This window comes from Alteromonas sp. G4i35, from assembly GCF_054960375.1.
In genome coordinates this window covers 1-12,423 of the sequence record NZ_JBHNZD010000049.1, presented here as the reverse complement: position 1 = coordinate 12,423, position 12,423 = coordinate 1, and the positions used below count along the sequence as shown (strand labels likewise).

The following is a 12,423-nucleotide window of genomic DNA, read 5'->3' as shown; positions in this document are numbered from 1 at the left end:
CAACGAAGTAATAATAAATCACTTCAAAAGTACCGATTACCCTGACAATGTAGTGCTAATTAATCCTGCACATTACTTTTGCGGAAGCGAAGCTTGTTTCTCAACTAAAGGGGGCCGTTCTCTATATTTTGACGACAACCATGTTTCTAATTATGGTGCATCGTTAATAGCGGAAGATATTATTCAAAATAAAAATAGTCACACTCCCCTTCAGTAGCCCGTTGTACACCAAATAAGATGTCAATCTCGCACGTTTAATTATTGGTTTATCTTTTGCTTAAACTTAATTGGAATTAATATTCAGGGGAAACATTGGGGTGACATCTTCATTCAGAACCGACATTCAAGGACTGAGAGCGCTAGCAGTACTAAGCGTTGTTATCTACCATATTAGTCCCAAACATTTAGTTGGCGGCTTTATCGGGGTCGATATATTTTTCGTCATATCTGGCTATCTTATTATTGGCCAAATATGTAAACGCCTTTCTACCGGCAGTTTTAGCATATCTGATTTTTATGTAAAACGGTTTAAACGTTTATTTCCAGCTTACATTACCGTTGCTGCTATCACCTCTCTTTTCGCCTTCTTTTTCTTTCTTCCGAGTGAGTTTAAAGGTTATTCCATCAGCCTTATTTATTCCTCTCTTTACCTTTCAAATTTTTACTTCTATTCAAAATCTGGATATTTTGACTCAGAACTTCAGGGGAATCCGTTACTTCATACATGGTCACTCTCTGTTGAAGAGCAATTTTATGCTGTAATGCCATTTGTTTTAATCTTTTGTTTCTCAAAGTTCAGCAAATGGAAGTATGCGGGTCTACTTGCTATTGGTTTTGTAAGCTTTATTGCTTGTTTAATACTTTCAAACACAGATATAAACTTCGCTTTTTTCTCGCCGTTTACTCGATTTTGGCAGTTTATTGCTGGCGGGTTCGCAGCTATATATTTATCTCGCCTATCCATAAAACCTCGCTTAAGAGAGATTAGCAACTTTTCTTGTATACTTGTATTAATGGCTTCCACTATATGGATGAGTCACGATGACTTCCCTGGTGTTAAAGTCATAATTCCGACCTTAGCGACGACATTATTTCTCGGGCTCTCTCGCAAAGGCGATTGGGCATATCGGCTTTCATCTTTAAATATCGCAAAATTTTTTGGCAATATATCGTATTCACTATACCTGTGGCATTGGCCTGTAATCATTTTCTATCCGCTAATTTTGCAGCAAGAAGCAACGCAATTTCACAAAGTAGCCATATTGCTCATATCAATACTATTAGGAAGTCTTGGTTATTATTATATTGAAGAGCGTTTCAGGCGTGGCCCAAGCAAACCTCTAAAGGTAGGCTTCGCAACGGTAAGTCTTACTTGTTTGCTAGCATCGACAGTGTGGCTTAACCAGAGCCTTCAGGAGTCTCAATTTTCACAAAAGCAAAAACAGCTGGAGAGTTTCTTAACATACCGTACGCCTCATTTTCGGGGAGGTACGTGCTTTTTGACGTCACAGTCTACGGGAATAGAAGACTTCGATAAAACTACATGTATTGCGACTGACGATGGCAAGGAAAATATCCTTTTGATAGGTGACAGTCATGCCGCGCATTGGTACTCTTCTCTTAAGGCAAATATTAGAGAGAATCAAACTCTTAGCCAAATTACAGCCAGTGGATGTAAGCCAGTGTTGAAAACCAGCGGAGCAAAACGTTGCGAAGAGCTCATGAATTGGGCTTATCGTGAATCGATAACGTCCGAGCAGTATTCAAAAGTTATCATCTCTGCGAGATGGCTTGAAAAAGATATTGCCCTACTACGTGAAAGTATCGAACTGTTACAGTCTCGAGGGCTAGAGGTAGTAGTTATTGGCCCCGTAGTCGAATATTTCCAACCGTTGCCTCGTGTACTAGCAATGTCAGATAGCGTTGAAACCATAATGAATAGTAGCAATTTAGACGAGGTTCGAAAAATTGACTCTGAAATGCAAAAGGAATTAACAAATCTAAATGCTGATTACTTTTCTACGGTTAATGTAATGTGTGCTGACCAAACAGTATGTATAACTGAAGTAAACGATATACCTGTACAATTTGACTATGGTCATTTAACTGAAGCCGGTGCTAGAAAAATTCTCGAACAATTCGACTACTTGTAATATTCGATATCTACTATTTTGTTTTGCTAGCTTTTTAAAATCGCCAGAAGTATAGATAAAGTCGTAACAACGATTGAATCTACCAATGTGGTGAGCTTTTTGCTTGTTAATTAGCTGAAGCCGCAAAAATGGTAACATCGCTCACCCTTCAATCATCATGGACAAAAGATGCAAAAAACAGTTTCAGTTGTCATTACGACGCATAATCGCCCAGATTATTTAAAAGAATCCCTTGCCGCAGTATTAAAGCAAACTGTTCCCCCTAAGGAAGTATTTGTAATTGATGACGGTTCATCAGTTAGCTATGAAGAAGTGTTGTCTCTGTTTCCTGCTGAGCACTTTACTTATATCAAAACTCCAGTAGCATCTGGCGCAAATGCTGCCCGAAACTTGGGTATTGATAAATCAAGCGCAGATATTATAGCGTTTCTTGATGATGACGATGTTTGGGACGTCGATTATTTGGAGCAACATATTGCAGCGCACGATAGTGCAGATGCAGTGACATGCGGCTATCGCTTCTTAGAAACGCCAGACAAGGTGCATATCAACCCAATTGAAAACATCACTACAGACGTAATTAAGAAAGGTAACAAATTCTGCGGAATGAGTGGTGTAACTTGCAAAACAGCATTAGCGAAAAAGCTTAGATTTGATGAAGAGTTAAAAAATAGTCAAGACTGGGATTTCTTCGTTCGCATAACCCTTGAAAACGCTGTGTTTAAAAACATTCCCAAAGACATTTACTTTTACCGTAGAGGTCATGTAAGTATTTCAACTGAAGTAGCAAATATGCCTCTTGAGAAAGTATTCCCTCGTCTAAAAGCATTCAAAAAGCATCGCGAGCTATTAGGGGAAGAAGCGTACAATGATAGAGTTGCAAATCAGATTCTTAGTCAAATAGGCAAGAAGAATAACAAGCTCGGCTGGATTGCATTATCTCTGCGAGAGGCGGGATTAGTAGCGACCTCAAAGGTAATATTAAACAAGGATAGAATAAGAAAGAAACTTGGAAGGTAAGACTCTGACACTCACGAATCAGTCAGCAAGCTGACCTTTTATTATGGAAAAAAGAAAAGTTTTCTTTCTCATTAATTCAATAGGCTTTGGCGGTGCCGAAAGAGCACTCGTTAATTTATTAAGTATTCAAAGCCACTATGCTGAACTGGACGTAAGCATCGTTCTTCTAGACGATGAGCCATTAGCAAGACCGCTACCATCTAACGTGAAAGTTCATCAACTCGATGCGAAACGCTCTTTGCTATTCAGCGTGGTGCAATTCCACCAGGTTCTTAAAAGAGAGAAGCCATCACTGGTTGTAAGCTTTTTAGTAAGAGCTAATGTTTGCAATGCCTTAACACGTATAGGCAAACAACATAAAGTAGTTTTATGCGAGCGCATGCACCTAAGTAGTCATCTAGATAACCAATTCTCAGGTGTAAAAAGAGCGGTAGCTGGTGTCATGCCTTGGCTTAGCTACCCTAATGCAGATGCTGTACTAGGCGTTTCTAGTGGTGTGACGAGCGATCTTGTCGAACATTTTCGCGTTAGTGCCAAAAAAGCGCACACTATTTACAATCCCTATGATATTGATGGCATCAAGGCCGCGAGCTTGGAAAAGCCCGAAATTTCACTCCCTTCAAGCTTTATAATCAGTGTGGGAAGACTAACTGAAGCTAAAAACTTTAAGCAGCTAATAAACGCTTACCTCACATCAAGTGAAACCTCGCCACTTTGTATTCTGGGAGAGGGTGAGCAGAAAGAAGAGCTCAGAAAGTTTATCGCCGATAAAGGCGCAGAAGGAAGAGTGCTTCTATTAGGCTACGCGAAAAACCCTTTTTCAGTTATAGCGAAAGCTAAATATTATATTTCTGCGTCTACCAATGAGGGCTTTCCCAACGCTTTATTAGAAGCCATGACCCTTGGTCTTCCTGTAATTATGACAAATTGCCCCTCAGGACCTGCGGAAATACTCGAAGCAGACGCGGATTTCGAAAGTGACGGCTTGCATTTTGGCAAGTTTGGTATCTTGGTACCAATGAATGACGAGACTAAGCTGACGCTCGCTATTAATCAAATGCAGATTAGTCAAATACGCTTGAACTACTCAACTAAGAGTAAGTTACGTGCTAGTGATTTTCACATAAACAAAATTGCAGCCGAATATTGGCAATTTTTAAAACGATTTATTTAAAAGACTCTTAAACAGACTTTCGTGCCTTTTAGCGTTTAAGGACCACGTATTGTTTCTCTGAAGAGACTCTGCATGGGTACTTTTGTAGGTCTCAAAATCTTCAACTTTCAATTTGTTACGAAGTACGTTTGTATCACCTCTTGGAAAGTAGCTCTGCTCGGCTAGTTCAAATTCTCGATGAGCAGCAATATCACTTGCAATGATGGGGGTACCCGCAGACAAGGCTTCTGCGAGAACCAAACAGAAACCTTCCATGTAAGAGGGGTTTACTAACAACGCAGCATTCTGGTAAAGAGAAACGAGTTCATTTCCGGTGCGTATCCCGGCGAAGACAACGTTTTCGCTAGCGAAAGATTTCAAGTGTAAGACATAGCTGTCTTCAACATAGTTAGAGCCAACGATAACAAGCTTTTTGTTTAATGAAGGCGAGTCTAAGAAGGCCTTTATTAAATCGTCAAATCCCTTTGTTTTATCTAACCTCCCAACGGCTAAGATGTATGACTTAGGTGAAAGATTAAGTTCACATAGCACGTTTGAGTTGCTTTCCTCGTGCTCATTAAACTCCAATGAACCAGCGTTTCTAATTACTACTCTTTTACTAAGTAAAAAAGCGTACCGTTGATTAATTTCTTCTAAGACAGAAGCACTTACACATATTATTTTATTTGCAAAAATTACCGTGAATAACTCACCTAACTTAAGTATGAGTTTCCCGTGCCATCGCCACTTGGGCCTTTTGTAGTCAGCAGCATGATGAGTCACTACAGTTTTGAAACCCAATAGCCTTGAAATTGGTGCGAAAAAGCCTGGACCAATACCATGCAAATGAACGAGCTTAGGATGGACAAAAAGCCTGGCGTAAATGAGGGCATAAAACGTATGTACAAACGTTTCTAGGCCACTAATTTTAGGCGCAGCCAAAACGGTAACTTTTACACCCTTAAAAATATATCGCTCCATGTTTTTGTATGAAAGCCTACTTAAAAGCACGACCTCAAATTTAGACTGACTCTCAACTAAACGTGGATATAAATTTTCACAAATTGTCTCAATTCCACCAACGAAAGATGGAATACCTCTCGTCCCGATAACACATATTCGCGCCATCAACTGTTCCTTACGGATTTACATGCGTCCATTCTTTAACTGCGTTGAATTCAAAAATTAAACCTTGGTAGATGATCAGGCACCGTTATTTAGCACTGTAATTACATGCTGTTGATTACCTCAGCGTAACGCTCTGCCACGTTTTTCCAGCTATAGTGAGAAGCCTGCTCAATCGGTAGATCTCCCCATTCTCGTTCAAGTGCTGTTTGAATTGCCTGAGCGTATTCAACTGAATTCTCGACGTTACACACAATGCCAGCTTGGCCTGTCAGCGTTCTTCTCATAGCATCATCTGTAGCAACTACAGGTAGACCACTAGCCATCGCCTCTAAATAGACCCTACCAAACGGCTCGTCTTCAGACGGCAGTGTAAATAAATCAGCCGAACGATATACTTTGGGTATATCAGCAAAGTCTACTGTTACTATTTTGAACCGAGTACGGCCTAGCTTATCCGTGCAAAGCTCTTCGAAGTATTGCTTATCTGGCCCATCTCCACATATCAATAGAGCCCCATCAGAAACCTTGCTCATGGCTTCAATAGCCAAGTGTAATCTCTTGTGGTTTCTTCTATTCAAAGAACCCACAGTCAGTATAACGGGCCCTTGTAAACCATGGTCAAATTTTTCACCGACTGGACTAAAGAGTGAAAGGTTAACACCGTTAGGAATAACTTCTACACGTTGTTTAGGGTTGATAGACAGTGCGTAACGCTTGGTTTCTTCGTTAAATACAACCAAGCAGTCAGGTTTAAATTTGAGATTCCTTCTGAGTACCTTCCCTCCTGAAACCATGCCAGCCCTCTCGGTATACAAGATGGGGGCTTTATATAGTTTTCTTGCAACATAGGCGACTGCTAACCCGCCGTAGTCGTTATTTGGATAGATGACATCAGCTTTCTTAAAGAGCAGGTACGGTGTATAGGTAAGAAAACTCGTAATTGCTTCAATGAGTAAAGAAGGGTTGGAGACAAAGCGGGTGAGCAACCAATCTATAACCTTGTTTCTCTGCGCTTTTTTAACTTTACCTCTAGGGATGCAAGGGATAACAACACTTAGGTCGCTACACTTCGAAGCGCTTAACAACCTTACATCAAAAAAACTTGCAAGATGTTCAGCCATCTCATAAGCACTCAATTGCGACCCACCGCTTGATGAAATTCCTGCTTCGGGGTGGATAACTGCTATTTTTTTCTTCATACAATTTCCGTGTTGGGACGCCTATTAGTTTATTGCCATTCAAGCGCGGCTAAACTCACTTCAATGTGAAACCAAATCTTTACGTTTTTGACTTAAAAATAGTTTAAGCAATTTAAGTTCCGTTTTTTCCACCATTTAGTATTACGCTCTGGGGGTTATATTTTTGTGAACCTTAGATTGTAAAGATCTTCAGACATCACTTGCTACGTATATGAGATACCACTACCCTTTTACAAGCAGTCCTTCTTTTCGTTTTTATCTTTTTCCACATTCACAAGGACAGATCATGAAATCTCCCATGCTTACGAGCAGTCTCTTGCTTCTTTTGTTCTCTCTCAACTTTATTGTCTCGTGTGCGAGTAATAGTAATAAGAGCGCCATGACTGGGAGCGGCGTACAATTAGGCGATAAGGTTAATGCCTATCTGATGGCCAACAACGCAAATAGTAACACTATCAACGAACTCCTTCTTCGCTACCAAGATTCTAACCCCGAGAAACGCCAGATAAAGCTATATCGCGACGAAATTGCGAGTTTGTATAGCAAAAAGGTGTTAAGTGTTTCCATATCTACAGATGAAGAGGAAATCAAAACACGCTTGTCTTCAATAAACAGCGCAGAAGCAACGGCATTATTTTCCCTGTTCCCTATAGATAGTGCTAAATGGAAGAAATTAATTTCAACTCATTCAGGGTTAACAAACAATGAAGTCTACGAATCTGCAATAGCTGCAGGATTAGATCCCTCGACCACTTTCAAAGCTTCTGCAGCTGGTTTTACAAACACAGTAACGCCACTCATTAACTCTATTGGATTGGTTATTTATGGGCAAGACGAGTCGAGTACCGCAACAGTTCGCTTTAGGGAAGATAGTGAAACCCAGTGGCGCGAAGGCTTAAACTTATCATGGGAACCCATCTTCGGTTCGTTTGCAGGCAGTATCGTGTACCTAAATGCAGACACGACCTACCATATCGAAGTACGAATTACCGACGCAAACGGCGCTGAGCAGGAGTATGCCTTTAGAACCAAAACCAAACCAGATTCACCTCCCATTGATCCGGAAAAAATATACTATCTATCAGATATCTATACTGGGGGCCAACTTGATTTAGAAGCATTAAATATAAGCGGTGGCGAAAACGGGTATGCAAAAATTATTGGTGATGGTCCAGTAATCGAAGCATCTAGTGATGAGTTGGCCGCTGTAAATATTGGAGCGCAGTCGTACATCATGTTAGAGAACCTTACCGTCAAGGGAGGGCAACGATACGGTATTTTTGCAAAGAAAGCCCACCACATATGGATCAAAGGGTGCAATATCTCAGAATTTGGAAGAGAGGCTGTAGATATACGTGATGGCGTAGCCTACGCGAGCCCGACCACAAACTCCCCTATCAATTACGATTCTGGTATTTATCTCGAAAGAAGCGGCATCGCTGTGATTGAGGAATGTGAAGTGCATAGTCCAAACTTAGGTGCCAATAGCTGGGAAGCCGGGCACCCAAAAGGTGCAAATGCACTTCAAGTTTGGGCATATCATGATAGTGAAGCTTATAGAGGTGAATTTGTAGTTAGGAACAATCGTTTTTACGGTGCGCCTAACCATAGATTCAATGATGTAATAGAGGGAAGAAAGAATTTCGAAAGACGAGGTGGTTTTGTTAAAAATTCAGCGATCTATGGAAATTATCTCGCCTATGCTAACGATGACCTCATCGAAATAGATGGCGGACAACAAAATGTTTTGGTTTATGATAATGAAATGGAACAAGGCTATGTAGGGGTAAGTATTGCCCCTAACACGCTTGGGCCAAGCTATATTTTTCATAATCACATCTACAATCTTGGCGATGAAACAGGTAAAGAGTGGACTGCAATAAAAGCTGGCGGCCTCATTTCCAAGCCAGCGGGTAGAACATTCATATTCGAGAATGTAATAGATGTGGACCGCAACGGTATTGCAGCATCTAAAGTAAATAACGACACCACCTTCTGGGTGACGACGCAAAACAATATAGTTTTTACCAAAAACACTGGCTACTCCGTAGGTTACTGTATCTTTGATAAAGAAAAGTATATAGGTAGCACAAGCACCAATGATCTTTGCTATAACGAAGATACAATGGACTCTAGATATGAATTTAATATTGATAATCTTTTAGAGCACCCAGAATCAGACGACATATCATACGTTACCTCATTGAAAGAAAGCACAGACCCTACTCTATTCATTTCAGAAGAGTTCAGAATTCCTAATTTTTCATCAACAATACTTTTACAGTCTGTTATTGAGCCCAAAAGTAACGTATGGATATTTGAGCCTAATTCGACAGACCATGTCGGCTTTCCAAAGCAATTTAAATACGGCGAAACTTCAATAGACAAAGACAACACCGTAACGCTTACTGGAAATAATTGGCAAATGTTCCCAATAAGTTACACGCTTACAGAGAATTCTGTGCTGGAATTAGAACTCCAAGTAGAAGGCAGACCTGAAGTTGTAGGGATAGGGTTTGAAACTGATACAAATTTAAATAGTTCAAGAGTCATAAAGTTCCATGGTACTCAGGCATGGGGGGTTAGAGCAGAAGATTACTATAATGCGAGCTCTGGAGTTATAACTTTCCCCATTGGAAAGTACGTCAAGGGTAAGGTTAACTACCTTCTACTGGTTTTGGATAACGATGACATCGAGAGTTGGCGTAATAGGGATAGAATGGTCATTAAAAATATCACTCTCAGATAATATTTCTCAATTAAACTACACTCTTGAAATTGATTGTCCCATGAATATTTTGGCGCAATTTCTGCTAGATAATATTTATAAAACTCACTTACAGTAAAAGGCTGAGCTTATTTTTAACGATATAATCTTTAGTAACTACTAGATTGTCACAATAAGCGCATCTCAAAGTTGTAAATTGGTTAAAATAGCACTAAGGGAAGTAGAATGGAAAATGCTAAACCGTTAGTCTCGGTTATTATTCCAGTGTTCAATGCGCAGCGATATATCAAATTAGCTCTAGATAGCATATGCACACAATCCTATAGAAATCTTGAAATAATAGTGATTGATGACGGCTCAACAGACCAGTCCAAAAAGATAATAGAGAATTACAATGATGAACGGATTCGATTCTTTTCTAGAGAAAACCTTGGGTTAATATCAACACTCAATGAAGGGATTGACCGCAGTACTGGTGATTATATTGCAAGAATGGATGCTGATGACGTTTGCTTGCATGACAGGTTAAATAGACAAATTGATTTTCTACGAAGTAATGACCAAATTGGAGTGGCGTTTACAGGAATTGAGCTTTTAGATGAGACTGGGAATATCATGCGATCAAAAGTTTCAAAAAAAGCACGTTCGATAGAACCTGTCGAGCTTCTGTTTGGTTGTCCACTTTGTCATCCCACTGCTATGTTTGATATGACCAAACTCAATAAAAACGATATATATTATGATGCAGATTATCACCTCGCAGAAGATTTCGAGCTTTGGACACGTCTAATATCAAAAACTAAGATAGGTCTCTTGAATGAGGTTTTGTTTGGCTATCGGATACATTCTAATAGTATTACATCTCAAAATGGCGACAAGCAGCGAAAAGTTGCTTCACAAGCAATTTATAGAAACCTGGCACCTAAAAGCTCCAAAGCCGTATTGTCTTCTTTAGGCGTTGTATACAACAATCACTTAGGTAATGAGTCTTTGTACAAGACCACACTTTCTTTGCTTCATGTAGGCTCAAAGTTGAAGAGTCTAAATGGAAGTTTCAGTTACAGAAAATATTTAAGCAAGTCCTATTACTTGCTAAGAAACAAAATCCGATCGTCTAAACATAGTAGCTTAAGATCGTAGCTTTCCACCAAGAGCTAACACATCAACACATAATTTGAAAGTAAACTAATGCGAAAATCTGTAACGAAATACGTAAGCAGCAAACTGACCGAATTTAGAAACTTCTTCAGAGTTAGAAAAGCAACCTCACGTGGTGATTTTTCAAATGTTATCTGGCTTATTGGAGACGGGAGAAGCGGAACAACTTGGATAGCAAGCTTATTAAACGCGGATAAATCATATAGAGAAATGTTTGAGCCTTTTCACCCTAAAAAAGTAAACGGGGCAAAGGAGTTCAGAGAAAATATGTTCGTAGATGCGGATTCAAAAAACCCCGCGTTAAAACGGTACATGGCTTCTGTTTTCAACGGTTCCCTTACGAATTCATGGATAGATAAAGAGCTTCTTTCTGATAGTTATGAGGGCTTATTGGTAAAAGATGTCTTCGCTAATTTGCACGCGAAATGGTCTGTACTCCAATTTCCATTTGTTAAGCCAATACTCCTCGTACGAAACCCACTGTCAGTGGCTGCATCCAAATATGTCACTAAACGTTGGAACTGGCCAAGTTCGCCAGAAATCTTTTTAAATGACAAAGCGTTAATGGCCACGCACCTAAAAGGGTTGGGTGAAGTAATTTTAAAAGTCGCACAAAGGAACGATTATATAGAGAAGCAAATATTGAATTGGTGCGTTATACATAAGGTCATTTCTAAGCAATTTACACTAGATGAAATTCACATTATTTGTTACGAGCAAGTTTTAGAGGATCCTCAAAGAGAAATAGGTGAGGCTTTAGCTTTTAGTGGGAAGAAGCAAAACGCTGAGTTAACTCCAAACAAATTAAGAGAATCTTCTATTGTATCGTTTAAAGGAAGCTCCGTCATAGAGAACAAAGATCCACTGACAATCTGGAAAGAAAACATAACGCAGGAGCAGGTTGAGCTCGCATCAAACTTACTGAAAGCTTTTGAGTTAGATGGTTGGTATGAAGATTTCCATTCTCCTTGCATGGAGAACATACTATTAAGTTTTGCCAAGAGCACTATAAATTAATAGTGCTCTACTCCAAGGTTACTGATTTATAACGCAGCTTTTTCACTTAACTTACGAAACGAAGACTCGTAGCAGTTATTTAGATTTTTTAATAACGACTCAGATATAGTAATGTCGTTATTTTCACGTGTAAGTACTATTTTCCCTTTTTTAATATTATCAGAGGTATCACCAGACTTTTTCATTCCTGTTTTATTAAAGGATGAGTATTCTGTTGATAAAGGAGTCTTCAAATTTAGAGAGTTCGTCAGCCTAGTCAAAGTCTCGTCAGGGCAATTCACAATGTCATCGGAATTCACAAATATATAATCATCGAGGTGTTGCGAAATACGTACTAGCTTATCCAGTCTCCCAATGTAGTAATCACATGCCCAATCGATATTGCCATATTTTGCGTTACCCTGCTTTCTGCCCATTGTAACTATGCTTTTGACGGTTGCTTCTGGCGGCCTAACCATAACAATTACTTTAAACTCATCTTTATTTAAAAGTTCTGCCTTTTTAAAATCGTAGCTATTATGGAGGACCTTATCAAAAAGTATTGTGTTGGAATTTATTTCCAGTCCGTCTTGATGCAAAGCTATTTTCTGATCGAGCAGTGAGCCAGTGTTTTTGTATCTAATGCTGAGTTCACTGTACCCAGCTATAGCTTCATTAGAACCAAGTATGTGTGATAATAGAGAAGAGCGACTTCTCATATGGCTGAGCATGAACAGCCGCTTTGGCTGCCTCCATACGAGGCTTGGGTGTTTGACAATGTAATGAAACCTGTGAAGATGATTCATCCCGTATACTCCCTTCAGGCAAACTTGTTGGTAAATAAAATTACGTTGTAACTTTTAAAACCACAATGTCATTTCAAAAGTC

10 protein-coding genes are annotated in these 12,423 nt (G+C 39.5%); 7 read left to right on the top strand and 3 right to left on the bottom strand.

Features of this window, described 5'->3' with window-relative positions; genetic code table 11:
- The 4 genes from ACFI6L_RS19845 to ACFI6L_RS19830 form a co-directional block, all read left to right on the top strand.
- Positions 1–217, top strand: a 217-nt coding sequence (locus tag ACFI6L_RS19845; RefSeq protein ID WP_462574669.1) for an SGNH hydrolase domain-containing protein, incomplete at its 5' end; no start/stop codon positions are given.
- A 100-nt stretch (positions 218–317) separates the two neighbouring features.
- A complete protein-coding gene (locus tag ACFI6L_RS19840) occupies positions 318–2,153 on the top strand; it encodes an acyltransferase family protein (RefSeq protein WP_462574668.1) in 1,836 nt (611 codons plus the stop codon).
- 168 nt (positions 2,154–2,321) lie between these two features.
- Complete coding sequence (locus ACFI6L_RS19835) at positions 2,322–3,173, top strand: glycosyltransferase family 2 protein (RefSeq protein ID WP_462574667.1); 852 nt, start codon at positions 2,322–2,324, stop codon at positions 3,171–3,173.
- Positions 3,174–3,216: 43 nt separating this feature from the next.
- Complete coding sequence (locus ACFI6L_RS19830; protein WP_462574666.1) at positions 3,217–4,347, top strand: glycosyltransferase; 1,131 nt, start codon at positions 3,217–3,219, stop codon at positions 4,345–4,347.
- Here ACFI6L_RS19830 and ACFI6L_RS19825 read toward each other — a convergent pair.
- Both ACFI6L_RS19825 and ACFI6L_RS19820 read right to left on the bottom strand, forming a co-directional pair.
- Positions 4,330–5,454 carry a glycosyltransferase family 4 protein gene (locus ACFI6L_RS19825; RefSeq protein WP_462574665.1) on the bottom strand — a complete coding sequence of 375 codons (1,125 nt, stop codon included), beginning with the start codon at positions 5,452–5,454 and terminating at the stop codon, positions 4,330–4,332. The two genes, ACFI6L_RS19830 and ACFI6L_RS19825, sit on opposite strands and share 18 nt — an antisense overlap.
- Before the next feature lie 101 nt (positions 5,455–5,555).
- Positions 5,556–6,653, bottom strand: coding sequence for a glycosyltransferase (locus ACFI6L_RS19820; protein ID WP_462574664.1), 1,098 nt, complete (start codon positions 6,651–6,653; stop codon positions 5,556–5,558).
- A gap of 286 nt (positions 6,654–6,939) precedes the next feature.
- Here ACFI6L_RS19820 and ACFI6L_RS19815 point away from each other — a divergent pair, with 286 nt between their 5' ends.
- From ACFI6L_RS19815 to ACFI6L_RS19805, 3 genes are all read left to right on the top strand, one after another.
- A complete protein-coding gene (locus ACFI6L_RS19815) occupies positions 6,940–9,402 on the top strand; it encodes a right-handed parallel beta-helix repeat-containing protein (protein ID WP_462574663.1) in 2,463 nt (820 codons plus the stop codon).
- Between the two features lie 204 nt (positions 9,403–9,606).
- Complete coding sequence (locus ACFI6L_RS19810; protein ID WP_462574662.1) at positions 9,607–10,521, top strand: glycosyltransferase; 915 nt, start codon at positions 9,607–9,609, stop codon at positions 10,519–10,521.
- Positions 10,522–10,569: 48 nt separating this feature from the next.
- Positions 10,570–11,556, top strand: coding sequence for a sulfotransferase domain-containing protein (locus ACFI6L_RS19805; protein ID WP_462574660.1), 987 nt, complete (start codon positions 10,570–10,572; stop codon positions 11,554–11,556).
- A 26-nt stretch (positions 11,557–11,582) separates the two neighbouring features.
- Here the strand turns inward: ACFI6L_RS19805 and ACFI6L_RS19800 are convergent, their stop codons facing one another.
- Positions 11,583–12,266: a sulfotransferase family protein gene (locus ACFI6L_RS19800; RefSeq protein ID WP_462574659.1), complete on the bottom strand. Its 684-nt coding sequence runs from the start codon at positions 12,264–12,266 to the stop codon at positions 11,583–11,585.
- Positions 12,267–12,423 lie beyond the last annotated feature (157 nt).

Bases quoted from the DNA above. Each gene is read 5' to 3' on its own strand.
- ACFI6L_RS19815 (WP_462574663.1), top strand. From the start codon at position 6,940: ATGAAATCTCCCATGCTTACGAGCAGTCTCTTGCTTCTTTTGTTCTCT.
- ACFI6L_RS19825 (WP_462574665.1), bottom strand. From the start codon at position 5,454: ATGGCGCGAATATGTGTTATCGGGACGAGAGGTATTCCATCTTTCGTT.
- ACFI6L_RS19830 (WP_462574666.1), top strand. From the start codon at position 3,217: ATGGAAAAAAGAAAAGTTTTCTTTCTCATTAATTCAATAGGCTTTGGC.
- ACFI6L_RS19800 (WP_462574659.1), bottom strand. From the start codon at position 12,266: ATGCTCAGCCATATGAGAAGTCGCTCTTCTCTATTATCACACATACTT.
- ACFI6L_RS19835 (WP_462574667.1), top strand. From the start codon at position 2,322: ATGCAAAAAACAGTTTCAGTTGTCATTACGACGCATAATCGCCCAGAT.
- ACFI6L_RS19820 (WP_462574664.1), bottom strand. From the start codon at position 6,653: ATGAAGAAAAAAATAGCAGTTATCCACCCCGAAGCAGGAATTTCATCA.
- ACFI6L_RS19805 (WP_462574660.1), top strand. From the start codon at position 10,570: ATGCGAAAATCTGTAACGAAATACGTAAGCAGCAAACTGACCGAATTT.
- ACFI6L_RS19810 (WP_462574662.1), top strand. From the start codon at position 9,607: ATGGAAAATGCTAAACCGTTAGTCTCGGTTATTATTCCAGTGTTCAAT.